This is a genomic window from Alicyclobacillus tolerans (genome assembly GCF_900142255.1).
Taxonomy (GTDB): Bacteria; Bacillota; Bacilli; order Alicyclobacillales; family Alicyclobacillaceae; genus Alicyclobacillus_I; species Alicyclobacillus_I tolerans.
The window spans coordinates 46,331-71,959 of the sequence record NZ_FRAF01000006.1; the positions used below are offsets into that span (position 1 = coordinate 46,331).

Annotated in this window: 24 protein-coding genes and 13 tRNA genes; 7 read left to right on the forward strand and 30 right to left on the reverse strand. The window is 44.8% G+C overall.

What is annotated here, in order from left to right; translation table 11 throughout:
- Nucleotides 1-29: 29 nt before the first annotated feature.
- From BUA75_RS04505 to argC, 3 genes are read right to left on the reverse strand one after another with little or no spacing between them, the layout of a single operon-like run.
- On the reverse strand, nt 30-1,151 hold the full coding sequence (locus BUA75_RS04505) for an aspartate aminotransferase family protein (protein WP_238413488.1): 1,122 nt from the start codon (nt 1,149-1,151) through the stop codon (nt 30-32).
- A 19-nt stretch (nt 1,152-1,170) separates the two neighbouring features.
- Nucleotides 1,171-1,965 carry an acetylglutamate kinase gene (argB, locus tag BUA75_RS04510; RefSeq protein ID WP_072873400.1) on the reverse strand — a complete coding sequence of 265 codons (795 nt, stop codon included), beginning with the start codon at nt 1,963-1,965 and terminating at the stop codon, nt 1,171-1,173.
- Between the two features lie 19 nt (nt 1,966-1,984).
- Entirely contained in the window at nt 1,985-3,040 is a 1,056-nt protein-coding gene (gene argC, locus BUA75_RS04515; RefSeq protein ID WP_072873401.1) for an N-acetyl-gamma-glutamyl-phosphate reductase, read from the reverse strand.
- A gap of 210 nt (nt 3,041-3,250) precedes the next feature.
- Here argC and BUA75_RS04520 point away from each other — a divergent pair, with 210 nt between their 5' ends.
- Nucleotides 3,251-3,484, forward strand: coding sequence for a hypothetical protein (locus BUA75_RS04520; protein ID WP_129583518.1), 234 nt, complete (start codon nt 3,251-3,253; stop codon nt 3,482-3,484).
- A gap of 168 nt (nt 3,485-3,652) precedes the next feature.
- On the opposite strand, the gene BUA75_RS04525 is transcribed toward BUA75_RS04520, so the two are convergent.
- The 18 genes from BUA75_RS04525 to BUA75_RS04610 all read right to left on the reverse strand — a co-directional run bounded on the left by BUA75_RS04525 (nt 3,653) and on the right by BUA75_RS04610 (nt 11,502).
- Nucleotides 3,653-3,728 (reverse strand) — tRNA-Arg (locus BUA75_RS04525).
- Nucleotides 3,729-3,853: 125 nt separating this feature from the next.
- Nucleotides 3,854-4,561 (reverse strand): PspA/IM30 family protein, encoded by a 708-nt coding sequence (locus BUA75_RS04530; protein ID WP_072873403.1) that lies wholly within the window; start codon nt 4,559-4,561, stop codon nt 3,854-3,856.
- 65 nt (nt 4,562-4,626) lie between these two features.
- Nucleotides 4,627-5,433, reverse strand: a complete 807-nt coding sequence (locus BUA75_RS04535) for a heavy metal-binding domain-containing protein (RefSeq protein WP_129583520.1) — start codon at nt 5,431-5,433, stop codon at nt 4,627-4,629.
- A gap of 41 nt (nt 5,434-5,474) precedes the next feature.
- Entirely contained in the window at nt 5,475-6,446 is a 972-nt protein-coding gene (locus BUA75_RS04540) for a heavy metal-binding domain-containing protein (protein WP_072873405.1), read from the reverse strand.
- 105 nt (nt 6,447-6,551) lie between these two features.
- Nucleotides 6,552-6,938 carry a hypothetical protein gene (locus BUA75_RS04545; protein WP_072873406.1) on the reverse strand — a complete coding sequence of 129 codons (387 nt, stop codon included), beginning with the start codon at nt 6,936-6,938 and terminating at the stop codon, nt 6,552-6,554.
- Between the two features lie 72 nt (nt 6,939-7,010).
- Complete coding sequence (locus BUA75_RS04550; protein WP_072873475.1) at nt 7,011-8,549, reverse strand: anthranilate synthase component I family protein; 1,539 nt, start codon at nt 8,547-8,549, stop codon at nt 7,011-7,013.
- A gap of 44 nt (nt 8,550-8,593) precedes the next feature.
- Entirely contained in the window at nt 8,594-9,151 is a 558-nt protein-coding gene (locus tag BUA75_RS04555; protein WP_072873407.1) for an anthranilate synthase component II, read from the reverse strand.
- A 233-nt stretch (nt 9,152-9,384) separates the two neighbouring features.
- Nucleotides 9,385-9,461 (reverse strand) — tRNA-Ile (locus BUA75_RS04560).
- 14 nt (nt 9,462-9,475) lie between these two features.
- Nucleotides 9,476-9,552, reverse strand: a tRNA-Asp gene (locus BUA75_RS04565).
- Nucleotides 9,553-9,555: 3 nt separating this feature from the next.
- Nucleotides 9,556-9,631 (reverse strand) — tRNA-Met (locus BUA75_RS04570).
- A 37-nt stretch (nt 9,632-9,668) separates the two neighbouring features.
- Nucleotides 9,669-9,743, reverse strand: a tRNA-Val gene (locus BUA75_RS04575).
- Between the two features lies 1 nt (nt 9,744).
- Nucleotides 9,745-9,819, reverse strand: a tRNA-Glu gene (locus BUA75_RS04580).
- Between the two features lie 7 nt (nt 9,820-9,826).
- Nucleotides 9,827-9,901: transfer RNA gene (locus BUA75_RS04585), tRNA-Asn, on the reverse strand.
- Nucleotides 9,902-9,936: 35 nt separating this feature from the next.
- Nucleotides 9,937-10,012: transfer RNA gene (locus BUA75_RS04590), tRNA-Ala, on the reverse strand.
- A 4-nt stretch (nt 10,013-10,016) separates the two neighbouring features.
- A tRNA-Leu gene (locus BUA75_RS04595) sits at nt 10,017-10,099 on the reverse strand.
- A gap of 1 nt (nt 10,100) precedes the next feature.
- A tRNA-Arg gene (locus tag BUA75_RS04600) sits at nt 10,101-10,177 on the reverse strand.
- Between the two features lie 71 nt (nt 10,178-10,248).
- Nucleotides 10,249-10,325, reverse strand: a tRNA-Ile gene (locus BUA75_RS04605).
- 151 nt (nt 10,326-10,476) lie between these two features.
- The gene (locus BUA75_RS04610; RefSeq protein WP_278247837.1) at nt 10,477-11,502 is read right to left on the reverse strand and encodes a ThiF family adenylyltransferase; all 1,026 of its coding nucleotides are present in this window, start codon (nt 11,500-11,502) and stop codon (nt 10,477-10,479) included.
- Between the two features lie 203 nt (nt 11,503-11,705).
- Here BUA75_RS04610 and BUA75_RS04615 point away from each other — a divergent pair, with 203 nt between their 5' ends.
- From BUA75_RS04615 to BUA75_RS04640, 6 genes are all read left to right on the forward strand, one after another.
- Nucleotides 11,706-12,380: a thiamine phosphate synthase gene (locus BUA75_RS04615; protein ID WP_072873409.1), complete on the forward strand. Its 675-nt coding sequence runs from the start codon at nt 11,706-11,708 to the stop codon at nt 12,378-12,380.
- Complete coding sequence (gene thiO / locus BUA75_RS04620) at nt 12,377-13,507, forward strand: glycine oxidase ThiO (protein WP_072873410.1); 1,131 nt, start codon at nt 12,377-12,379, stop codon at nt 13,505-13,507. Before BUA75_RS04615 ends, thiO begins: the two co-directional genes overlap by 4 nt.
- Before the next feature lie 2 nt (nt 13,508-13,509).
- Nucleotides 13,510-13,710 carry a sulfur carrier protein ThiS gene (gene thiS, locus BUA75_RS04625; RefSeq protein ID WP_072873411.1) on the forward strand — a complete coding sequence of 67 codons (201 nt, stop codon included), beginning with the start codon at nt 13,510-13,512 and terminating at the stop codon, nt 13,708-13,710.
- Nucleotides 13,711-13,762: 52 nt separating this feature from the next.
- Nucleotides 13,763-14,542: a thiazole synthase gene (locus BUA75_RS04630; protein WP_242650246.1), complete on the forward strand. Its 780-nt coding sequence runs from the start codon at nt 13,763-13,765 to the stop codon at nt 14,540-14,542.
- Between the two features lie 109 nt (nt 14,543-14,651).
- Nucleotides 14,652-14,726 (forward strand) — tRNA-Gly (locus BUA75_RS04635).
- 48 nt (nt 14,727-14,774) lie between these two features.
- A tRNA-Ser gene (locus BUA75_RS04640) sits at nt 14,775-14,864 on the forward strand.
- Nucleotides 14,865-15,012: 148 nt separating this feature from the next.
- Here the strand turns inward: BUA75_RS04640 and BUA75_RS04645 are convergent.
- The 9 genes from BUA75_RS04645 to BUA75_RS04685 all read right to left on the reverse strand — a co-directional run bounded on the left by BUA75_RS04645 (nt 15,013) and on the right by BUA75_RS04685 (nt 25,446).
- On the reverse strand, nt 15,013-16,236 hold the full coding sequence (locus BUA75_RS04645) for an MFS transporter (protein WP_072873413.1): 1,224 nt from the start codon (nt 16,234-16,236) through the stop codon (nt 15,013-15,015).
- Nucleotides 16,237-16,593: 357 nt separating this feature from the next.
- On the reverse strand, nt 16,594-17,574 hold the full coding sequence (locus BUA75_RS04650) for a 5-oxoprolinase subunit C family protein (RefSeq protein ID WP_072873414.1): 981 nt from the start codon (nt 17,572-17,574) through the stop codon (nt 16,594-16,596).
- The gene (pxpB, locus tag BUA75_RS04655) at nt 17,575-18,258 is read right to left on the reverse strand and encodes a 5-oxoprolinase subunit PxpB (RefSeq protein WP_072873415.1); all 684 of its coding nucleotides are present in this window, start codon (nt 18,256-18,258) and stop codon (nt 17,575-17,577) included.
- Between the two features lie 25 nt (nt 18,259-18,283).
- Nucleotides 18,284-19,240, reverse strand: coding sequence for a DUF979 domain-containing protein (locus tag BUA75_RS04660; protein WP_072873416.1), 957 nt, complete (start codon nt 19,238-19,240; stop codon nt 18,284-18,286).
- Nucleotides 19,237-19,950, reverse strand: a complete 714-nt coding sequence (locus BUA75_RS04665) for a DUF969 domain-containing protein (RefSeq protein ID WP_072873417.1) — start codon at nt 19,948-19,950, stop codon at nt 19,237-19,239. The genes BUA75_RS04660 and BUA75_RS04665 overlap by 4 nt, the downstream gene beginning before the upstream one ends.
- Nucleotides 19,951-20,007: 57 nt before the next feature.
- Complete coding sequence (locus BUA75_RS04670; protein ID WP_072873476.1) at nt 20,008-20,763, reverse strand: IclR family transcriptional regulator; 756 nt, start codon at nt 20,761-20,763, stop codon at nt 20,008-20,010.
- A gap of 214 nt (nt 20,764-20,977) precedes the next feature.
- Nucleotides 20,978-22,114, reverse strand: a complete 1,137-nt coding sequence (locus tag BUA75_RS04675) for a nucleotidyltransferase family protein (RefSeq protein ID WP_072873418.1) — start codon at nt 22,112-22,114, stop codon at nt 20,978-20,980.
- A complete protein-coding gene (locus tag BUA75_RS04680; protein ID WP_072873419.1) occupies nt 22,011-24,899 on the reverse strand; it encodes a 1,4-alpha-glucan branching protein domain-containing protein in 2,889 nt (962 codons plus the stop codon). Before BUA75_RS04680 ends, BUA75_RS04675 begins: the two co-directional genes overlap by 104 nt.
- Nucleotides 24,892-25,446, reverse strand: coding sequence for a DUF4912 domain-containing protein (locus BUA75_RS04685; RefSeq protein ID WP_072873420.1), 555 nt, complete (start codon nt 25,444-25,446; stop codon nt 24,892-24,894). The genes BUA75_RS04680 and BUA75_RS04685 overlap by 8 nt, the downstream gene beginning before the upstream one ends.
- Nucleotides 25,447-25,629 lie beyond the last annotated feature (183 nt).

A 25,629-nucleotide genomic window follows, 5' to 3' on the forward strand; every position in this document is an offset into this window, starting at 1 on the left:
AACAACGCGTCTCTACGACGCAAAATTATTCATAAGATAGTATAGATTCTTTTTGCAAACTCATCTACATCTTCCTCTTCTAAGATTAAAGGAGGAACCACGCGAATACGGTTTTCTCCAACAGCTGTCATCAATACACCAGCTACTTCTTGTGCATTTTTGACAAAATTCCGGGCATCTTCTGAGATGGTAAACCCCCACATTAATCCTTGACCGCTCACCTGCGTAAAATGTTCTTCTAAAAATTGTCTCACTTTATCTCCTACTCGCCTAACTTGCTCTAAAAGATTTCCTTTTTCTATTTCTTCGAGGACTGTTTTTGCCGCTGACATAGCTAATGGATTTCCACCAAATGTCGTTCCGTGCGATCCAGCTGTAAAAGTTTTGGCCACTTCTTGCTTGGCAAGAACAGCGCCAACCGGTACGCCACCACCCAACCCTTTAGCCAGAGTTACAATATCAGGATCTAGACCTGCACTTCTAAAAGCAAACCAGTCACCGGTTCTACCTATCCCTGTCTGCACCTCATCGACAATCAGGAGTGCATGGACAGCCTTGAGACGCTTTTGGAGTTCCTGCAGAAATTCATGAGGTACGGGTTGAACACCACCTTCACCTTGAATGACCTCGACTATACAAGCGGCTGTATCACTGTTTACAGAGGACAGGACTTCTTCAAATGAAGTAGGAGTATGACAATCCGGCAAAAGCGGTCCAAAGCCCTCCTGATACGCTGGCTTTGGCGTTACGGACAGAGCACCATAAGTACGGCCATGAAACGCCCCTGGCAAAGAAAGCAATATCGTTTTTTCAGCATGTTGAGTGGACGCATAACGCCGCGCTAATTTTAATGCTGCTTCATTTGCCTCTGCTCCAGAATTGCAGAAAAACGCAGCATCCAAACCTGAAAATTCAATCAGTTTTTTAGCCACTTCTTCTTGCTGAGGAATTTGATATAAATTTGAACAGTGCAGTAATGTGGCTGCTTGATGGGAAATAGCTTCCACCAGACGCGGATGAGCATGCCCCAGACTTGTAACTGCAATGCCAGCAGTCATATCCAAGTAGTCCCTGCCCTGTTCGTCGTACAACCAAACTCCCTGTCCTCGCACTATCGTAAGTTCGCGCGAGCCATAATTTTGAAACAACATGAGCGGCACTTCCTCTCTACTATTCATTTAAATATCGGGTTATGCGAGTGCCCAATGCTCCAGACACCGGCTCTTCAGGATGGTTGGCAAAAGCCCATTCAATAGCAGCTTCATTTTCCCCATCAACTACATAAACCGCATTTACCTTATACCTAAGCGCATTCAATACAGCCTCCACTTTGGGCCGCATACCACCTTCAAACATCCCCTGCTGATATAACTTTTCTAATTTTTTGTCTGTGATGGAATCTATCCGATCTCCATATGGAAAATTTAGATAGATCCCAGACACATTTGTGCAAAAAACAAGTTTTTCAACTTGCAGCGAACCAGCCAAAGCTGCTGCTGCTGCATCTGCATTGATATTCATGCGTTGCCCTCGGGAGTTGTGACCAATCGGCGCGACTACTGGGATTTCATGACGCACAAAGGCTGCTTCAAGTGGTCCAGCGTAGGCTTCCACCCAATCCGCAGTGTGATCGCCCTCATAAGATTCGGCGAGGAAAAGTCCCGATTTTGCTCCATGCACAGGAACTGCCGCAATGCCGTTGGCACGTAATAAAGAAACCCATTCACTGTTAACTGAAAATCCGAGCACAGCGTCCACAATGACCATGGCTTGACTATGGGTACGACGCAATCCATTATGGAAAGGCAATTTCATACCAGCCGCTTCTAAAGCTGCACTGATACGGGGACCACCACCATGAACAATCACAAATGAACGAGATTGATTTTGTAAATTCTGTAAAGGACGAATTAATGGTGCGGCCTGTTCGCCCAGCGAACCGCCAACTTTAATGAGTACACTCAAGCAATCATCCCCTTGCCCATCAAGGCGCACTTCCTATCAGTGAAAGCCCTGTCTCCATGGGCCAACCCAACATTAAATTCATATTTTGTACCGCCTGTCCTGCAGCGCCCTTTTGTAAGTTATCTATCACAGCAAATATTTGCAGCATTTGGGTGCGATTATCAACATGCAGCGCAATATGACAAGTGTTAGCTCCTAAAACACTTTGAATTTGCGGCCATTCGCCACATGGCAGTATGCTAACAAAAGGTGTATCATGGTATGCATTTTGATAAATTTCATATAAATCCGTAAAACTGATCGTTGAACAAAGAGGTATATAAGCAGATACAAGGATTCCTCGTGGAATAGGCAGCAACTGTGTAGTCAATTGAATTTGCAGGTCAGCTTGTTTGGATTCTTCCTGGAGTTTTTGTTCAATTTCAGGTGTATGTTGATGGCACCCCACACGGTAAGGATAAAAATTATTGGACAATTCACTGAGCAATAAATGAGGCTGCGGACTTTTGCCTGCTCCGGTTGATCCTGATTTTGCATCGACAACCCATACGCTCTGACTTTCCACAAGTTTTGTTTGACAAAGCGGCAAAAGAGAGAGCAGCGCCGCTGTAGCGTAGCAACCAGGATTAGAAATCAATGATTGATTAGCAATTTGCTCAGCTTGCCAGTCAGATAATCCATACACTGCGTGTGTGTCTTTTTGCGTGAGAGGTGAAGCTAGTCCATACCAACTTTCATACACCTCTTTGGGCAAGCGAAGATCGCCTGAGAGATCAATCACTTTTTTGCCAGCATGATGAATTTGCAAAGCCAAACGGCCAGATATGCCAGATGGTAGGGCAAGAAAAACGAGATCGCACAAATCCAGGCAGCGTTCTAAATCAAATGGTTCCAAAGCAGGCAGTTCTCCAAACTGGCGAAAAGCGCTGATTTTATGACCATACGTCTCTGACTGTTCTAGCTTTTGAGCTGCTAAGTACGTTATTTTCAGCAAAGGGTGGCGACTGAGAATACGTATTAACTCCACTCCGGCATAACCCGTTGCTCCAACAACGCCAATACGCGGTTGGTTCATAACCCATGCCACCTCCTCATTGCGTATCTCTTCAAAAAGAGCTGTACATATCCAGCCTCTTTGATAAATTTTTATTCATTATAACGTATATTTATTATTATCACCAGTAAATGACCCATAAATCTTTTTTCGAATCTCCGCTTTTGCCTGTGCCCGGCGGCGTTTGTCCCAGCATCTTCTGAACTATCTCACGAAGGAGGAATGACAGACATGGGAGCATTTGGAGTTTACACACGTTGGGCAGTTGTATTTCTTATCATCTTCGTACTCTTCTTCTTACTTTGTCCGACCGTTGAGGTTATCAAAACAGGTAAACACGTCACAATAGCGCATTACGACTCTTTGACCATGACACCTGTTTACACCCATATGCCACATATGAGCATGGGTGGCATGCATGGCATGCATGGTATTTACGGGTCTTCACCTTCCTCACTTAGCTAACACAGCTCATACAAGTTTTCATCCTATGTAAGAAGAGTTGATAAAGCGGGAAAAGCGCTTTATCAACTCTTGCATTCATTTTGTAATGTGAATATTCGGGAATTTTACGCAAAAGAAAAACTGTCCCTTTTGGCATTTCTGCTATTTGAGGACAGTTCCTAATTTTTATGGCGCGTCCGGAGGGATTCGAACCCCCGACCTCTGGCTCCGGAGGCCAGCGCTCTATCCACTAAGCTACGGACGCATTATTTTTGCTGTATGCCCGAACATTATACTTTAGGCGTTACCAAGACGCAAGCACGAGCCCATTCGTTGGGTCAGAAATGCAAAGGGCCCGTGCTGCACAAATAGGATTTTCAACTTGCCAATTTATGATTTCTTTTCGGCCATTTCTGCTTTGAGGCGCTCCAATTCATCAGAAACAGATGCGTCTTTGCGAATTTTATCCAATTCTTTCTGCACAGCATCTCGGTTATCTAATGGATCGTCCAAAATCCCTTCATCTGCAAGGGACTGCATCGCTTCTGCGCGAGCCACCATACGTTCCGTTTTATCGTTGGCACGACGCAAGGTATCCCCCACGTTGCCTAATTCTTTACTGATGCCTGACAATGATTCACCCATACGAACTTCAGCCTGTGCGGCGGTATAAGTTGCTTTGGTAACTTCTTTCTCAGTTTTGAAATTTGAGATACGTTCTTGAAACTTTTGTTCAGCTTCCTTAAGACGATTGACTTGAGTTTCGATTTTAGTTAGGGAATCTTGGAGAGTTGCTAATTTGGCCATAGCAGACTGTTTGAGCTCAAGTGCTTTTTTGGCCAAATCCTCGCGTCCCACCTTAAGCGCCGCCCGCGCTTCTTCCTCTCTGTCGGCAATTTCTTTTTCAGTGGAACGAATTTGATTTTCGAGCGCTTTTTGTTCTGTGACTACATCTGCCAGATGACGTTTAACTTGTTGCAAGCCAGAAACCATTTTTTCATAAGAGAGATCGAGAGTAGCATTGGGATCTTCTAATTTATCCAATAGCTTATTGACTTGAGATTCCACAATTTCTGATGCTCTTTTAAATAATCCCATTTTTATTCCCTCCAACCATTTGTAATAAATTTACAATCTATTTCAAAGAAAAATTCAGCTTATGGTCAATCGTTGAGAGAAAGTATCAACTGTGGTTTGCTGATATTGTGATCAGCCCGGATAGGCGTAACAGCCGTTCCTACAGCGAAAAATTCAATCACATGTGAACCCCATCCGTGTGATCGCTCTTCTAAGCGGACACCCACAATCCCTTCTGCTTTTTCTTCGTGAGCTTCAGTCTGCATTCGCTCCATGGCCAATTCACGAGCATCATAGAGTGCTTGCGTAAAGTTGGTCAGTTCAACATTCTGACCTACATTTTTTAAAGATTGAAACATACCTTGGTGGGCCACATGATAGACGCAACTGCCCATAACGAGCGAAAGCGGCCTGTAACCTGCTTGAAGCAAGGTCCAAAAATCCTGCCCAGACAAATCTGAAGTAAAGGGTTTCCCCGAATGAGACTTGTACGAATGACCGCCTTCTCTAGCTGCAACTGCCGTGCCAATCGCCAAAAACTCTGCCATATCGGCTCCCCACTCATAGCGCGTCACTTCCAGACGAACGCCTACTACGCCATCCGCTCCTAGCTCCGCTGCCTCTTCCTCCATTCGAGACATGGCAAGTTCACGAGCGTGATACATGGCTTGTGTCAAAACATCCATTTCCATACTTTGACGCCACATAGCCTGCTGATAACCAATATGATATATGGACGATCCGACAACTAAACCAATGGGCTCAAATCCAGCATCTCGTACGAGCAAAAATTCGTTGACTGACAAATCCGACGTGAATACGCCGCCAGGGTGACCCTGACTTCGCAATCCTCGCAAACGTTCAAGCGCGTGCTCGGGTAAATCATTGTTCACAGGCAAACAGATCAACTCCTTATATCCCTTTACAGAGCTTATCAGGTATTGAGCGATACTACCGACTGAGGTCGTTCATCCAGATGGGTCTTGCGATAAGAAATCGCTGTGCCCATTGCGAAAAATTCCACCACATGATTGAGACGGATATCGCCTTCCCCATACTCTACCTCTACTTCCTCTACCCGTAATCCAGTTTCATGAGCCAACACACCATTTCCGCCACTTTCTGCTGCGTGTCGGCGCATCTCCTGTACAGCCCGATGTCGGGCTTGATAAACCGCATCAGTATAACTATACATTTCCTGATTGCTATAACTTCCAGATTGCCAAACATCATTCCATTGGCTGACCTGATAATAGATTCCGACCCCAAGGGCTAAGCCAACCGGAATACTCCCTGCATGAACAAGTCGAACAAAATCTTGTGCACTGACCGTACAAAGAAGAGGCTCATCCACACTTGGCAAATCGAGAGTTATTGCCGTTCCCATAGCTGTCATTTCCAAACTACTTTCCACCGTGCCTGGAACCAGCTTGACTTTGACCCCAACCACTGCGTGCGCTCCAAGCAACGCCGCCTCTGCTCTCAATCTTTGCAAAGCAAGCCAACGCGCTTCATACATCCCTTGTTCTAATTCATTCAAAAAACAACTTCCGGAATATAAATTCACATACATCCCGTTAAAACCTGTATTCCATCCGCCTGCGTAACGATTCTGTCGACCTAAAACCATTTTCCATTCTGCCTGATGATACACTGTTGCTCCCATGACCTGACCTAAGGGTCGCAAACCATAGCGGGCTAACAGCGCCCATTCAGCAACCGATAAATTACTCGTCCAGGGGAGTTCATGCTGAACTTGCTTCCTCGCTCGCGCTTCGACATATTCAGGCAACTGCCCACGTTCAAAGGCTGCTATCGCGCGTTCCGAACGATAGAGAGCGGCATTTTCTTTTGCCAATCGTTCACTTTTGGACAAACCGCCTTGGTTTTTCCTGGAAAACCACACGCTTGGCATTCCCCCTTTATCATTTCGTTAGCAACGGATGAGGTGAAGGGTCAAATACGTTGTTGTTGACCATGAAATGTCAAAACGACCCTTGGAAAAGGATCGTCAAGACATTAAAAATTGATAGAGTTTTTGTTGCACATCTTCGTGTTCAGCCGCCATCCGAGACAGTTCTACAGAAAGAGCGTCAAGCCATTCTCCAAATGACATCTCCTCTGTTTTTAAGCGGATACCGCGAACTACCTTTGCACGTTCTGCCAACAAACCGTGTGTTTTCGTCATGGTCAACTGAAAATGGTACATCTCAAACAACACTCGTATTTGAGTCACACGCGGATGGCGGACAAAAAGACCATGTTCCCGAATTACCTCTGTTTGCTGAGGTAAGGCGGAACAAAGCCGCTCTGCCAACCCTTCCAAGAGCGCCTGCTCGTCAGCCGCATTTCGACGCCATTCTGCTGCCGACAAATCAAATTGTAAACTGTCTCCCATGACGGTTCCTCCTCAAACCTCTCCACAGATGTGACGTCTGCAGGTTTCGAGCTGGATGCCATTTTTAGTATATCACTTTTGCGTTGCCATGGGTTGCGACAAAATATCTAATATTGCGCCCGCTTTGCGATTACACTCTTGCCATTCTTGCTCGGCAACGCTATCCATCACGATACCCGCCCCGACTTGCACATAGTATGCTTGGTTTTTTTCTACCACTGAGCGGATGATAATAGCCGTATTGGCGTTTGCATCGAGATCGACCATACCTAACAGACCACCGTAAGGTCCTCGACGCAATGTCTCCAATTCATCAATAATTTCCATAGCACGAATTTTTGGAGCTCCCGATAGTGTACCCGCCGGAAATGTGGCCAAGAGAGCTGTGAAAACACTCACATCCTCTCGCAATTGACCACGCACTGTGGATACCAGGTGAAAAAGGTGAGAATACGGCTCTACTACCATGAAGTCCGGAACATGAACCGATCCTATGGTACAAACTCTGCCCAAATCATTCCGGCATAAATCAACAAGCATCAAATGTTCAGCCCGTTCTTTCTCATCATTCAACAATTGTTCAGCCAACGCCTGATCTTCAGCTGCAGATTTGCCTCTGCCTTTGGAGGTGCCAGCTATCGGCTTCATTTCGGCCAATCCATCAACCACACGCAACTGAACTTCCGGACTTGCACCAAAGAGTCGCATATCGGGATATTCACTCATGAACATGTAAGGCGACGGATTCAATTTGCGCAATCGATCATACGCAATGTAAGGATGTAACGTAGCGCTCGCTTTCATGCGCTTGGATAACACGACCTGAAAAATATCCCCTGCGCGAATATATTCTCGTGCACGTTCGACATTACCCATAAAAGTTTCAGCCGAGACTTCATCCTCAATATCGACTGTATCTTGACTAGCCGCTGCTGCCTCTTTCAGTCTTCGGGGTTCTTCCGATGTGCCTTGGTCCAACAAGTTCAAAACTTGCATTTGAACGCTTTCTAGCAGGAGCATATTTTCTTTAGAAAGATAGCCTCTCAGTTCAGGCAACAAACTGAACATTTGCAATCGATTCACTTGCAAATGAATCGTAAAAGCATGGAGTTGTAAGCGAATGTCAGGCAAAGCGCGATCGTCCAATGTGGTTTTAGGCAGCTTTTCTAAATAATGCACACTGTCATAGCCAATATAGCCCAAGAAACCAGCCGAAAAGGGGATAGGTTGGTTTTCGGTAAAAATCTTTTGCCGCAACAAAAGGCGCAAACGTTCTAATACCTCCAGAGGATTATCCGTAAATACTGCACAAGGTTTCTCAGCGACAGCAGAAACAAAGCTTCCTTCGAATTCAATCACATTGGGCTGGAGTTCTTGAGCCAGCCATTCGGCGAGACCTGTTTTGGCATAAATAAACGTTTTTCCATCTTTCACAATTACTTCAATCAACGGCATTAAACCAAGAATCGAACGGGAAAAACGTGTATCAGCCTGTTTATCGTACGCCGCATCCAGCAAATACGCGTGAAAAGGTGGTACAATTTCCAAGCTGTGTAGATAAAAATAAAACGGATCGATCTCAAGAGTTTCTTCATATTTAAAGTTTTGCATCATTCCAACTTCTCCTCTCGCTCATCGCGTTGTATAACCTTTCTTTAGCTCGCCAAAAAATTAGCAAGAATTTGTTTCCCATGTTCTGTAAGAATGGATTCAGGATGAAACTGAACACCCACAGCACCGCTTGGTTGATGGCGCATAGCCATGATTAGCCCATCCGCGGTTGCCGTAACAGAAAAGGAATCCGGTAAAGTGTCGCGGCGAACGACCAAAGAATGGTATCGCGTAGCAAGAAAAGGACTAGGAATTTGAGCAAAAAGATGGTCTTGTTGATGATGGATAGGAGACGTTTTTCCATGCATACATAGCGGGGCACGCACCACTTCTGCACCAAAGGCTTGCCCTAATGCTTGATGTCCCAGACAAACTCCCAGAACAGGAATGCGTCCTGAAAAATATTGAATAGCTTCTACTGAAATACCTGCTTCTGTTGGGGTACAAGGTCCTGGAGAGATGATGATTTGTGAAGGCGAGAGATTCTTTAGCTCATGAAGTGGTGTATCGTTGCGGCGCACAATGATATCAGCACCCAGTTCACCACAATAATGGACAAGATTGTAGGTAAAAGAATCAAAATTATCAATGACTAAAAGCATAAGATTACCCTCCTATGACAGAGGGGCCGAAGACAGAAAATACACAGACTCGATGCCCATGCATGGAATGAAACGCTCAACTCGGCCCAGCTCAACTCTGCTCACTCGTCTCAACTATACAAAACAATACCGGAAGAACATCATGACGTCAATCGATGAACGCCTCTTCCTCCATTGAAATATTGAATATTACTGAATGAAGAAATTTGGACATGAAAAAACCCACCATACTCTGGTGGGCCTAAGAGGACTTGAACCTCTGACCTCACGATTATCAGTCGTGCGCTCTAGCCAGCTGAGCTATAGGCCCGCGGTAGAGAAATTTGGCGGAGCTGACGGGATTCGAACCCGCGGTCTCCTGCGTGACAGGCAGGCATGTTAGGCCTCTACACCACAGCTCCATTTGGTTGCGGGGGCAGGACTCGAACCTGCGACCTTCGGGTTATGAGCCCGACGAGCTGCCAACTGCTCCACCCCGCGATATAGACTTTTCAGGCAATGCCAGCGACTCGTCCGCTGGTGGGCGGTGGCAGGATCGAACTGCCGACCCCTCGCGTGTGAAGCGAGTGCTCTCCCGCTGAGCTAACCGCCCATGGTGACCCCAGCGGGACTCGAACCCGCGTTACCGCCGTGAAAGGGCGGTGTCTTAACCGCTTGACCATGGGGCCATATATATGGCTCCCCGAGTAGGATTCGAACCTACGACCCTCCGGTTAACAGCCGGATGCTCTACCGCTGAGCTATCGAGGAATATACACATCCTGGTTGAGGCACAGGCGACCGTCTGGTGGAGCTAACCGGATTTGAACCGGTGACCTCTTGAGTGCGATTCAAGCGCTCTCCCAGCTGAGCTATAGCCCCACTGTGGTGCCGAAGGCCGGACTCGAACCGGCACGGTTTCCCGCACGATTTTGAGTCGTGTGCGTCTGCCAATTCCGCCACTTCGGCATGGCGTGCCCGGAGAGATTCGAACTCCCGACCTCTTGATTCGTAGTCAAGCGCTCTATCCAGCTGAGCTACGGGCACATCAGATTCAGCGCTGACCGTGGAACTATACCACACTTTACGATTCCTTGCAAGTCGAGTTTTTAAAAGCTTGGTGGGCCTAAGAGGACTTGAACCTCTGACCTCACGATTATCAGTCGTGCGCTCTAGCCAGCTGAGCTATAGGCCCAAGCAAATTTGCTTTTCTCTCGGCTCACTCTTCATCCGCCTCGTCCGAAGCGACGTTTTTGATAATAACAAGTCTGCAGAGAGATGTCAACGGCTTTTTTCAACTTTTCTTTTTTAATTCTTATGGACGAGTCTGATGAACGTACTCCGTTTTATAAACCTATGTATTGCGCGTAGATTCTCTTCGCTTCCCAAATATCATCCACACCATGAATTAAAGCGCGTCCATCAGCAAACAAACTGATGGTGCAGTCTGACGTTTCAAAGCGGAGCAAGTTGCGATTCGCTTGCACACGTCCCAATGCTTTCAAGCGCTCTGCAAGTATCGCCAGGGAAACGTTCAACTTTCCTTGTGGTTTAATTTGAATGGTTTGTCGACCGCAAAAAGAAACCACCAATCCCTCGTCCTTGTGTTGAAGAGAAAGAAATTGTCTTTTTTGGCAGCATATACACTCTTCTTTAGGCGTTCCGAGACGTAAAGACCGAAATTCATTCTGCCAAATATCCACATAAGTTATCTCACGTTTGAGCGCTTGCCTATTGCCCGTTAAAAATTTTATGATCTCCGCCACCTGCATCGACGCAATCATACTCACTATCGGTGCTAGAACACCTACTGTGTCACAAGTATCGTGTCCGGCCGATCCGTCATCTGCACCAAACAAGCAAACTAAACAAGGTGTCTGCCCAGGTTCAATAAATACCGTGGTTCCATAAGAACTCACAGCTCCTCCATAACTCCATGGAATTCCGTGTTTCACTGCTACATCATTGATAAGATATCGCACTTGTAAATTGTCCGTACCATCTACAATCACATCCACATCGCCAAGCAATTCTTCTGCATTCACAGCCGTTACGTCCGTCAAGACAGGTTCAATCTGAATCTGACTGTTAGCTTTGACAAGGGCCTCTGCTGCAGCTTCCGCCTTCGCTCGCCCCGCTTCAGCATCTTGCTCAGTGTAAAGAAGTTGTCTTTGCAAATTTGAGACTTCAATCACATCGCGGTCAATGAGCCGTAAATAACCCACACCAGCTCGAGCTAATTGACTGGACAATACGGTACCGAGCGCTCCAAGCCCAACAATGGCGACACGAGCAGCGGACAGCATTTGTTGCCCTTCTTTGCCAATGGGTTGAAAACGAATCTGGCGAGAATACCGTTCTGTAAAGTCCACCATTCCTCACTCCCCAACCTTACTTTTTTCATCATAGCATGGACCTCAGGACGAAGAGCATCCCTTCACCTTCTTGACGCAAAGTTGTGTGAATGAGATACTTGAAGCTGAACAATTTATGGCAAGGTTGCGTTTGCTGGGTTAAGAATGGAATCCCGCCGTACCTGTTTCTTCAGGTGCGGCTTTTTTATGTGAGGTGCATGATGACTCCAGTTTTACATATGATTAGCGATCGCGATCGTCACCAATTGCCGTTAATTGAAGCTCTTTCGGAAGCTGCTGAAGGTGGAGCGGATGTTATTCAAATTCGCGATAAAAAAATGCCTGTACTTCGTACACTTGAGTTAGTAAAAAACCTAAAAGAAAATTTAAACAGACTCCATCTCGCCACAAAAATTTTTGTCAACGACAGAATGGATTTGGCTTTAGCTGAGAAACTCGATGGCGTACATTTAGCGGCTCAATCATTGCCTGTTGCCACGGCGCATGCATTGCGCAATCAACTCAAATGGCAAGGAATGCTTGGCTGTTCCGTACATTCTTTGGAGGAGGCAATGTTTGCTGAGAACGCAGGAGCGGATTACGTTACGTTTGGTCACGTTTTCCCAAGTGCATCCCACCCTCAGCTGGCACCTCGCGGACTTGCCGCCTTATCACTTGTGGTCGAAAAACTCTCCATTCCGGTTTTAGCAATTGGCGGCATTGACGAGAAAAATGTTGAGTCGGTGCTTGCGACAGGATGCAGTGGTGTGGCTGTGATTGGCGCTGTGCTGGATGCCGAGAATCCAAAAGAGGCGGCATACAGACTCAAGCAAACGATGCTTGCTTGTCATATCGCTCCAAAAACCCCCTTTTTCAAGGAGGAGAATGAACGATGAGGCGCATCTATGATGTTATTGTCGTTGGCGGTGGTGCGATTGGGTCATCCATAGCCTGGCAAGCTGCCAAAAAAGGATTGAATGTACTACTCGTGGAACGCGGTAGAATAGGTCAAGAAGCTTCAAGCGCTGCGGCTGGAATGCTTGGCGCTCAACTAGAAGCGGATCGGCCCGGGCCTATGCTTGATCTCTGTGTATCGAGCCGCTCCATTTTCCCTGAATTTGCTGCAGAACTAAGAAAAGACAGCGGCATAGACATTGAACTCACTCAAAATGGGATTTTACAACTCGCTTTTAATGATGAAGAGAAATCCTTTTTGGAGAAAGAAGCTCAATGGCAAGAAGCCGCTGGACTTCGTTGCGAATGGTGGTCTGGCGAGAAAGTTGCCCGTCGTGAACCTTCACTTGCCCCTTGCCTGGGGGGTCTATATTTGCCGGATGACGGAAATTTGCATGCTCACCGTTTCATGGATGCCCTGAGCATAGCTGTTCACCATTTTGTTTCGGTTTTAGAACAGACTGAAATTTTACGTGTGGAGAAGACCGCCGATTGTTTTCGTGTTTACACTCATCAAGATACCAGTTTTGAAGCTGAACGACTGGTTTTAGCTGCTGGAGCTTTTGCTACATCACTGTTACGGTCTCTTGAACTTTCCATTGACATTCATCCTGTGAAGGGGCAAATGATGGCTATTCGCCCCCGCGATTTACAACTTCAACATACAGTGTTTTCACAACACGCCTACCTGGTTCCCAAACGCGATGGAAAAATTGTAGTGGGAGCAACGGAAGAACGTGAAGCTGGATATGATAAATCTCCCAGTAGCGATTCACTTGCGTGGCTTTTATATTCTCTGAAGCGGATTGCCCCCAGTCTTGGCCATTCTGAATTCATTCATACATGGACAGGTTTGCGACCTGAAGGGAGCGGTCCGCCACTTATTGGTCCCGTGCCCACAATTCCTGGACTGTTTCTCTCACTCGGACATTTTCGAAACGGAATTTTACTTTCAGCCATCACATCTGAAATTCTTGCTCATCTGCTCACAGGTCGTGATGTTGAAGAAAACTGGAAATCATTCTTCCCTACTGATATAAGACAAGGGCAACTGGAGAGAAGGAGATAACTATGCAGATCCGTGTCAACGGCAAAGATATGAGCATTGAAGATAACTGGACGCTGCTCGATTTTTTAAATAGCTTACGTTTACAAGAAGAACGCATAGCAGTAGAACGAAACCAAGAAATTGTTCCTCGCGAAAATTGGTCCATGATTCATTTGTCAAATGGAGATGAACTGGAAATTGTACGATTTGTAGGTGGAGGTTGAAAATCGCTAATCATTTCCAAACTTACACTGTATGAAGAAAAGGAGCATGATTATGACAGACTTACTACATATTGCTGGACAGAAGTTTCATTCTAGATTAATGGTAGGAACCGGAAAGTACGCATCGAATGAATTGATGAAGGAATCTTTAGCAGCATCAGGAACTGAAATCGTTACGGTAGCGGTTCGACGTGTGAATTTAGAGCAACCAGAGGAATCTCTGCTACATTACATTGATATCCATCGCTATACTTTGCTTCCAAACACAGCAGGTTGCCACACCGCGGAAGAAGCGGTACGTACAGCGCGCTTGGCACGTGCTGCCGGTCTCTCTAACTGGATTAAATTAGAGGTTATTCCCAATGATGGAACACTTTTGCCCGATCCGATTGCTACTGTAGAAGCTGCACACCAATTGGTTTCTGAAGGCTTTATTGTACTTCCTTACACAACTGACGATCATATTGTTGCTCGAAGACTGATTGAAATAGGATGTGCTGCGGTTATGCCACTCGGTTCGGCTATTGGAACCGGTCAAGGACTGCCTAATCCAGAACGTATTTTGCGTATTATTGAAGAAGCTAACGGACGTGTTCCGGTGATTGTAGACGCTGGAATTGGATCGCCATCAGATGCTTCATTGGCTTTAGAGCTTGGTGCGGATGCTGTGCTTGTCAACACGGCAATCGCTAAAGCACAAAATCCGGTACAGATGGCTGCTGCAATGGCCAAAGGAGTGGAAGCAGGCCGACAAGCCTACTTAGCTGGACGCATACCCAAATCGCCTGTTGCATCACCGAGTAGTCCAGAAGAACAGAAAATTGGCAACTAATTCTGGAAAAATGCGGACACTTCAGTTCTTTGATACAGTGAGTTGACAAGCTGGGTGTCTGCGAATATAATTTCTCTTGCAGTCTTGCCCATCAGAGGCGTGGATGTATGCGGAAGTGGCTCAGGGGTAGAGCATCGCCTTGCCAAGGCGAGGGTCGCGGGTTCGAATCCCGTCTTCCGCTCCAAAAATGGGGCTGGGCTTTTTGCCCGGCCTCCCGTATGTTCTCCAATATGGAGAGGTGGTCGAGTGGTTTAAGGCAGCGGTCTTGAAAACCGCCGTGTTCGCAAGGGCACCGTGGGTTCGAATCCCACCCTCTCCGCCATCATAATCGTTCTGTAAAGGTGCGGCTTCTCTGTATTCTAGGGAAGCCGCATTTGCTTTATCTCAACTCAGTTTCACAATCTTTTTTGGAATGAATATAAAGAAAACTCAGGCAAAAGGTTGCCCATAGGCTACCTTATGAAAGGTGCTTATATTGTTCGAAAACTACGCCGAGACAATAACAGCAATCCGAGTACAACCACCGCGAAACCTGTAGCCCCGATGACACTTGACGAAGGAAACCATTGTCCAAACGCACCCCCCAAAAAAGAACCAAGAGGCATGCCTAAAGCAATAATTGAACCACGAATACCCAAAATTCGTCCCATAAACTCTTTGGGGACCAATTTCTGAACGGTTGTTCTGGCTAGTGGTGGATAACCTCCGAAGAGAAGTCCTGCCAAAGCCATGGAGATATACGTGTTCCATAAAGAGTGAACCCAAAGCATGGGTACAAAACTCAATCCCCATCCCATCGCCATGACTGCCATAATGACCCCACTTCGGTTACCTTTGAGTGTTAGTCCACTGAAAGCCGAACCGATGAGTGAACCCACGAAATACGTTGTCCAAAAGCTTCCGAGAACGACTGCACTGCTTGCCAATTCGTTGTGCGTAAACAACGGCAGGGACACTTCCAATTGACCGTATGCAAGATGAAAACCCACCGCACCGAGTGTAATCCACAAAACTGGGGTTAACCCGTACAAAGTCTTAACACCTTCCCAAGTATCATGGAGGAACGAATTTCGTTGACTCGGTTCTTCTGACTCTCGGGATTCAAAGTGTTGTTTTGACCCTTTGACAACAAATACACACAAGGCAGCTCCCCAAAACGACACGCCATCAGCAAACACTGCGACCGTTGCACCAAATCGTGCAATCAACAATCCACCGAGAAGGGGACCAAGTAATGAAGCACCGTTCCAAATCGTTTCAACAATTGAGTTAGCAGGACCAAGCTCATCTTCTTTGACAAGGTTCGGGATAACCACCATCCAGCCAACACTTGTATATGGAGTTAAACAACCCGCAACCAGGACCAGTGCAAACAGCACTAACATCGGCAATGCGTGTACTTGGTAAAGCAGCGGAATAGCCATAAACACGATACCAAGCAACACATTCGCAGTGACCAATACTTTCTTATGGGATGTGCGGTCAAGTACGTTTCCAACAACTGCACCGAGAAAGACACCCGGGAGTCCGAATGCAAGACCTAGCAATCCCAAATATCCAGCATGTTTGGTCGTGACCATTGCGAACCAAAGAAGTGCGACCCAGCCGATCTGATCACCAAGCACCGAAATAGCGTCGGCCAATGTCATAAAGGCAAAATTTCGTTGTCGAAATAAGCCTAAATAAGTTAACATTTAACTTCCACCTCGTTAGGAGCCCCCTTGACAGAAGCTCATATGTTCAGTACATGGGGATACCCCCAACGAGATGTATTAAATTGGTAATTTTCTAAACATCGGCTATACCTCCATGAACTACATGACTAGGATTTATTGTACTGCGATTCAAATGATTCTGTCGTTATGCCCCCAATAGTTCAAGAATGATGTCCCAAATTCAATAGTCAAAATTGTACTTTTGGCATGATCCACTTTTCTCTTGGACGGAAGTTTTAAAATACTTTCACCAAACATTTTCTTACTGTGGACGCATTGAAATTAGAAGGAGAGAGCTAGAGGATGAATGATTTATGATTTGACAACACAAAAATGTTACTTCTTATACCACTCAAGTGCCCAAAAAAGATTGGCTAACTGACGTTCCTGCTCCATAAGAGCGCTTCTTGCTTCTTCTAAAGAACAAAGTTGAAAACGTAACTTGTCTCCGGGACGAACTTGAGCCAATACGGGCAAATCTGCAGTAATGATTTGGGCTAGGCGAGGATAACCACCCGTAGTCTGACGGTCCGCCATGAGGATAATCGGTTGCCCATCAGAGGGTACTTGAACAGTTCCCATAGTAACAGCACTAGAGAGCATTTCTTCAGCCTTGGTTAATTGAATAGGCGGTCCTTGTAATCGATAACCCATCCTATCTGATTGTGGCATGACTAAAAAGCTCTGTTCCTGCCATTGTTTTTGAGCATCGTGATTGAATAAATGCCACTCTGGACCTGGTAGAAAGCGAATGGAGCGGTAGGTTTGATAACTAGGATTCAAAGTTTGACTGACTAAAGGATATCTTTTCGTTTGCGAGAACTGAAAAAAATTACAGAGCTGATCCATTCCTTCATGAGTCCCAGTTTGCAATCGATCTCCCTCTTGTAATTTTCGCCCTTTATAACCTCCCATAGCAGAGCGTAAATATGTACTCCTACTGCCTAGAACTTCCGTCACAACAAATCCTCCAGATACCGCTAAATAGGTGCGGCATCCGATATTTGGATAATTAAAAGATAACTCATCTCCTGGATGGACTGGAAACGGACGATACAAGGTAATGGTTTGGCAGTTTAAACGAGGAGACAAATCCGCACCCGTCAATACACAATACGTAAACTCTTCAAATTGGATGGTTGGTCCTTGCAGTGTAATTTCCAAAACAGCTAAGCCTTCAGGATTTCCAAGCAAACGATTTGCAATCCGAAAAGAAAGACTGTCCATAACGCCACCGACGACAACACCATAACGTTGCCATCCGTTCCGTCCAGCATCTTGAATAGTTGTAAGTAAACCAGGTTTAATGATTTTCATTTATTTCATCATTTCCATATATGACATAAACTCATCTAGCGATATCGGACGCCATTGAACACGGTCACCTAATTGTAAAAGAGAAGGAGGATTACGTTGTGTATCAAAGAGTACCCATGGTGTTCTGCCAATTATTTGCCATCCTCCAGGTGTTTCATACGTATAAATTCCTGTCATAGTTCCCGCAATACCAACAGAACCAGGTGAAATTCTTAATCGTGGCGTTGCACGCCGAGGGGTGGCAAGCTGTCCCGGAAGCCCAGATAAATAAGGAAAACCAGGTGCAAATCCAATCATTTGCACCTCATACACGGATGAGGAGTGCAAAGCAATAACCTGATCTGTTGAAAGGTGATGACTAGCTGCAACAAAATCGAGATCGGGCGCTAGAGAAGAATGATAACATATGGGTATCTCAATAAATCGTACATCCTCTTCTGTTATGACTGGCGTTTCTGCAAGCCACCTCAATAACTCCTTCCGTGCTGAAAAAAAGGAGTACTGAAGCGGCTGATAATAAAAGGTTAAATCGGTCATGCCTGGTACGCACTCCAGAAAACCTGTCGGTAGAGAACGTTCAATACACCGTCTGAAAAAACGCACTCTATTTTGCGAATGAAGAAAGTCGCTTGAAAATTTAACCAGAAGTGCGGAATCTCCATACGCTTCAATCTTGACTTCCATTTTAGTTCCTCTCTTTACTTGATGGCTAGATACGCGCAACAGAATACATGAGAGCAATATTTACTGCTAAAAGAATGACAGCGGTTGGCCATTGTACTTTAATCACTTGATATTTATTTTTTAAATCCAGTAAGGTAGCAGGGACGATATTAAAATTAGCAGCCATGGGTGTCATCAAAGTTCCGCAATATCCAGCAAACATGCCAATAGCAGCAATCCGGTCAGCTTGAATGCCAAAATGTTGAATAATAAACGGAATAGCAATCCCAGCAGTCATCACCGGAAAAGCAGCAAAAGCATTTCCCATAATCATGGTAAACAGTGCCATACTCACACAATAAGCAAAAACTGCCCAAAAAAGCGAATTAGATGGGATCACGTGATGCAAAAGTTTAGCAACCACATCTCCAACTCCCGCACTGTTAAATAGAGTACCTAAAGTTGCCAGCATTTGTGGAAGAACGGCAGCCCACCCAATCGACTCAAGTAGACGACGAGACTCTCTCAATGAAGTGATAGGATTGCTCCGTGTTATGCCAAGTCCTACCAACAGAGCAATAAACGTCGCTACTGCTAGCGCAACCATCGTCACATTGGATGGATCGTAAAACAAGCGGCCTGCGATGCGCAGATGGCCAATCCATTCTACTCCTAATACCGTTAATATCGGGATTAAAAGAGCTGGTAGAAACAGTTTATTTCCGAATCGATTTCGATTCATCAATCTTTCTTGTACAGAAGCTTCACCATAACTTCCCGTTTTAACCATTTGTAATCCAGCTAGTAAAACAATTCCAATAACCATAAGTCCAATATAGAAGGGGGGGATCCAATGACCAGAAATCAACGTGACCGCATACAAGAGATAGAACATACCTGTCGTCCAACGCCGTAGATTCTGTTTGTCAAAAAACGTAAAAATGCTGCCTATCAAAGTAATAAGTCCAATAAATACATAGACCGTCTGTGTAGACAAAATCATAACTCCACCTCTTTTCCATGCACTGTAGATGAAGTTTGATCAATGTTAGATGCGAATTTACGCGCTAACTTCTTGTCAAATAAGATGAGACGTATACTGTGCAAAATAAAGACTGCCAAAGCTGTAGGAATTGCCCATAACCCCATGTCAATCGGAGTCGCGTGAATATGATTCTGATCAAAAAATCCTTTCATTAACAGGACCGCTCCAACAGCAATAAAAATGTCTTCTCCAAAAAACAGTCCTATATTATCCGAAGCTGCAGAATGAGCACGAATTTCTTGTCGTGTATCTTCGTCCATATGACCGATTCGCGCTTCTGCCGCACCTTCTGCCATGGGAGCTATGAGTGGACGAACTGTTTGAGCTGCCCCGCCAATAGCAGTGATGCCAAGTGCAGCTGTCAATTCACGCAATAGCATATATAGAATTAATATTCTGCCAGTAGTAGCTGCTCGAATTTTAGCAATTAGGCGTTCTGCTTGTTCGCGAAGACCAAATCGTTCCAATAGACCAATGATAGGCAAAGTTGCAATAAAAATAGCCATGTAGCGGTTGGTTTCAAATGCGGTACCAAATTGAGTTAAAATATTGTATAAGGACTGATGTGCAAGAAATCCCGTGACAATTCCAGCAATTGTCACTACCAGAAGCGGATTAAGCCGAATGAAGAATCCCACCATGACAACGGCTACTCCAATCAATACCATCCTATTTCCCCCTCGCAAGTTGTCAGAAAACACCATACATCCTATTGAGGCAACGCTTTACCCATTTAAACGTTCTAGCTGGCTCTCTCTTTCTGGATAGCCAAGTAAGCACGAACATTCTTTGGCAGCTTGACGTACACTCATCGTTAGATTAGGTAAGCGTTCGTCAGAAAAATGACTTGTCAGTCCTGCTATACTTAATCCAGCTACCACTTCTCCCAAATGATTAAAAATTGGGGCAGCAACCGCTGAGGTATCATCTACCAGTTCAGCGTGGCTGATGGTATAGCCGACTCGTCGGGATTCTATAATGGTCATTTGCAAGTCTTGAATTTTTGTGATAGTGCCACTAGCAAATGGGCGAAGTTTAACATGCCTCAAGTATTCTGCCACTTCTTCATCCGGTAAAAAGGATAATAGAACCCGTGGGCAAGCACCTGCGTAAAGTGGAACGCGATCGCCCGGACGTTGATGATAAATTCGGACTGGATGAACTGCTTCCACTTTCTCTATGTAGACACCCTCTAATCCTTCTCGAACAATTAAATTAACCGTCTCCCCTAACTGATGACTCAATTGACGCATAACTGGCAATACCAAATCGCGAATATTCAGTCTCTCCAAGACAAGCTGCCCATAGTGCACAAAAAGCAAGCCAAGTTCATAACGACTGTCTTTACGTCGGGATATCCATCCCATACTTTGCAACGAACTTACCATACGATAGACAGTTGTTTTTGGTTGTCCCAACATTTCTACGATTTCTGTCAGAGTAAGACTTTCGTACTGTTCAAAGAGTCGCAATACCTCCATGGATTTGATAAGCGTTTGATTTTGATGCAAGCCCCTCCCTCCAATCGTTCCGAAATACGGAACACAAATTCCGATATTCGGTTCTGATATCAGAAATATTAGAATTCATAAAAAAGATTGTCAAGTAGAGCTTGTCAATCCATCAAAAACGCCTGGACTCTACTGTCCAGGCATTTTTATCGAGTATGGATTCCTATGCATAGTTCTATCTGTGTTAAACTGAACTTGGTACTTGCCAGAACTCTTGCAATTGACTTGAATCTGCAGATAAGGAAGACTTTGACCAACCTGCCCGTTTCCCTGTACTCGTTATTCCTCGACTACCTTCACTCGCGCAAATTGTGCCGCCCAACAGTATGACACCTGGTTCAATTTTTGTCCCATCCCCGAGCATAGAACCGGAGATAACGGACGAATCACCAATTTCCACTTGACTCCATACGATGCTATTTGCAATTTGAACACTCTTTCCAATCATTGTGTTATGTCCGATCACGGTATATGGTCCAATTTGCCCTTTTGACTGAATGATCGTACCATCACCAATAAATGCTGGACCATTCAACTTGACATCAGTATGCAATTGAACATTCTGTCCCATCCAAACGCCGTTTCCCAAATATTCTCCACCTACTCGAAGTGAAGTTTTGCCGCTTAACATGTCAATCTGAGTTTGTCTGTATTGATGAAGGCTACCAACATCTGACCAATATCCGTCTAAAGAATATCCATAAAAAGGTACATTTTCTGCAACGAGACGAGGAAATAATTCTTTTCCAAAGTCGTAAGAAACATTGTTCGGTATCCAATTCAGAATTTCTTTTTCAAACACATAAATTCCAGTATTTACGGTATTGGTGAATATTTCGCTTGATTTTGGTTTTTCAAGAAAACGCAAAATTTTCCCATCGCTTTGTGTTAAAACAACACCGAAATCACAAGGTGATTCGACTTGCGTCAAAATTATAGTTGCCAGTGCCCTCTTATTCTCATGAAAAGCCATAGCTTCGCTTAGATTGAAGTCTGTCAAAGCATCCCCGCTGATAACAAGAAATCGTTCGTCGAGAAATTCTTTGGCATTCAGCACGCCACCAGCTGTTCCCATAGGTTTATGCTCTTCAAAATAGTGCAGGCGTACGCCGTACTTCGAACCGTCCCCCAAATAATCCCGAATTACACTTGACAGATATTGAATTGTTATAGCAATCTCAGTAATTCCATGCTCTTTTAACAACTGAAGTGTATATTCAATACAGGGACGTCCCAATAATTGCACCATGGGTTTGGGAAATCGCGCCGTCAACGGACGTAATCTCGTTCCTTTGCCACCAGCCATGATTACTGCTTTCATCAGCAACCCAACCTTTCCACTCACGCAATACTTCGCAATATATATCTGAGGTGCTCTTCGCAATTTGATCCCAGTTAAACTTTTGTATTTGAAGACTAGCGTTCATACTCAGTTGCTCCGCTAATTCTGGATTGGACCAAAGGAAAGCGATTTGATCGTGCAGTGAATCTACATTATCAGGGAATACTGTTAATCCATTTATCTCGTGTTGGACAACATCGCGCAGTCCTCCTACTGAGGCTGCAATCACTGGCGTACCCGCTGCCATAGCTTCTAACGCTACAATGCCAAATGGCTCATAGAGACTTGGGAAAACAGCAACTTTTGATTTTGCGTACATTTGATTGCGTTCTTCGTCTGAGATAAATCCAAGAAAAGACACTCGATTGATAATTTTAAGTTGAATGGCCAGTTGTTCTAATTCTTCGCGCATTGGTCCCTGTCCAGCTATGACCAAGCGCATCTTAGGAAATTGAACAAACAATCGTGAAGCTGCGTGAAGCAACAAGTGCACACCTTTCTCACGCACCAGTCTTCCTACAAAAAACACAACGTCTTCCCTTTCACAAAACTTCTTTCGATGCATATCCCATTGAATCAATGATGGATCGATTCCATTAGGAAGAACTTGCACCCTATTTTCTTCCAGACCAAAAAGCGACCTGACCTCTGAACGCATTGCATCGCTACATACAATGACTTTCTCTGCTTCATTGACAAGCCGCAGTTCAAGTTGATGGATATGTCGCTGGACATCATTGTGAATTCCCTGGTTGCGCCCGTGTTCAGTGGCATGTATCGTGACAATGAGTGGCAGATTGTAAAGTGATTTGATTGCTGAGGCAGTTCGACAAACCAGCCAGTCATGAGCATGAACGAGATCAAACGACCAACCTTTTTGAACAAGGTGAGAGACCGTATCAAGCATCGCTAGATTAAGTTGGAAAACCCAGTGTAAAAATGAACCTCCATCCGGTTTTTGCACTCGTACACGGTGAACATAAACATCGTCTACTTTTTCCTCATTGGGACAAGAGTCAACTTCTGTAGTTACCACGTGAACTTCCCAACCTGTTTGAACCAAGTGACGCGTTAAATCGTAAACGTGTCTGGATAGTCCACCAATAGTCAATGGTGGAAACTCCCACGACAAGACTAATACTCTGAGTCGTTTGACTTCCAACTTCTCTTTTGCCAAAAATTTGTTTTTAGACTGAAAATGACGATAGTCTATATTGGGAAAAATGGCATCCAACTTTTCCAATGGAAGTACCTCGTCAGATGAGAAAGTGCCTGAGGCAAGCATGTCACAAAGTTGGTGAAATCGTGATACATGCTGCTTTGTGCGGCGAACCGCATAATCCACTACGGTTTTGTTGTCCATAATGAATGCCCAATCACTGCTTTGTGCCAGCATCAATTCCCGGGCAGCCTGCTGTAAGACGCGCCTCTCCTCTGCTGTAGGTTGCCAAAACCGATTGGCCATCTGTACCATTCTTTCCTCAGCAAAATGGAGTGCAGGATAAATCCAATCATTTTCCCCACGTAACCAAACATCTGCGTATCCCCCACGACCCCAAGAAGACATGGACAATCGACATTCTTGAAAGTCATCATAAAAATCCAGATATTGTGAGGGTGTAACAGTTTCCAACACATCTTGATCAAAATGTATCTTACGAAGCAAAAAATCGATCCATTGCGGCCCTTCATACCACCAATGGCCAAACAACTCTGCATCAAACGGGGCAACAATCATTGGCTTTCGTCCCATATGGTATAACGCGTTCTCAACATGTTTTTGTCGATTCATTATAAAATCCTTGGCATGTAGGGCTGCCTTTTCTCTTGCCCAATCGAGACGATAAGGCGCTTTTTCTGCTCCATTTCCGGTTATGCGATAATACTTAAAACCCGTATCGACACGAATACCTTCAGGATGAATGTAAGGTTTCACAGTTTCTAAATCGAGATCGAACCCTATATCCCGATAGAATTCTCGATAATCGAAATCTCCTGGATACCCGTCTATAGAACTCCAAACTTGCTGAGACGAGGAACGGTCACGAGCAAAAACCGCTACACCGCTCGGTGTTAAAACCGGAGAGAGCGTTCCCAAGACCGGAACCGGCTCTGCATTTATTAGTCCGTGTGTATCAGTGATAAAATATCGGATACCCAAATCACTCAAGATATTCTCTAACTTTTCAAAATAACCACATTCGGGTAGCCAAATACCCGGCGGTTTACAGCCGAAATAATGCTCATAGACCTCAATTCCCGTTACTACCTGTGCTCTTACCGCTTCTTCTGTCGCTAGCAGAGGTAAAAAAGCATGTGTTGCGGCCGAAGTAATCAGTTCAAGATATCCACCATTTTGCAGCGATCGAAACACAGAAATTAAATCTTTTTTGCATTTGTGATAAAACTGGTAGATATCGTAAAGTTTTTGACGATAATGCAAGGCGAGTGGATAAAAATCTGTGTCGCCCTGTGTGCGTTTTACTTCTTTTTCGGCCAACTCCATCATATTTAGCAAATATTGGTTATAACGATTCTGTAAAAGCGAATCATCCAACATAGTTAGAAGGGTAGGCGAGAGCGAAAAGGTAATTCGATAAGAAACCCTTTCAGAAGCTAATTTCAGAAGCACTTGTAACAGCGGGATATAGGTTTCGGAAATGGCTTCAAATAACCATCGCTCTTCTAAATAAGTCTCACTTTCAGGATGACGAACAAATGGCAAGTGAGCATGCAATACAAGGGCCACATATCCTTTACTCATGTATGCACCCCCGGCTTGCGAAATTGACAGTATATCCATCAAATTCACCAAAATACGGAAAGGAATATGGGCCAACATCTGTAATAGCATTCTCTTGAACTGTTCTCTCTTGCCTTATCGGTCGCCGGAAACAGACTGAGGGTTGATCGCTTACTGAAGCAACACGTGGTGTGGTAACAGAATTCGATTGAAGTATAGAAAAAAATTCTCCTTCCTTAGTCGCTGTACATAACTGTATCAAGTAAGAACGATTCGCAAGGACAGGATGGATATACCAGTTTTCTGAGTCGGGTTGAACGGCAATCACTTGAGTAGAATGCGGAACATTTTTTTCAAAAAGCATATCGGTGACATCGTGAAGTAGTAAGTAAAAAGGAAGCTGATCCCATCGGGATTCGAAATGTTCTGAGATAATTTGTTTACGCAGTGAACTAACTTCCCAATAAACAAATAATGTCGAAGCATCTTTACACATCAAGCGAATACGATCGACGTTCCAAAATCGCCTCCATTGTTCTTCTTTACATCCTCTTTGATCCTTAAGCACTCGGTTCACTCCTACATCAACTATGAATTGGTCACGGGATTATATATGCAGATGCATGTTTATTTACTCTCGTTTAGAGGTGCATAGCAGATATTTTTTAATGGATGAGGCTGATCTATCTCCCGACCGTTTGGTCAAAAACCTTGTAAGAAAAGCATTTTTAGACATTATGTCATGAATGCG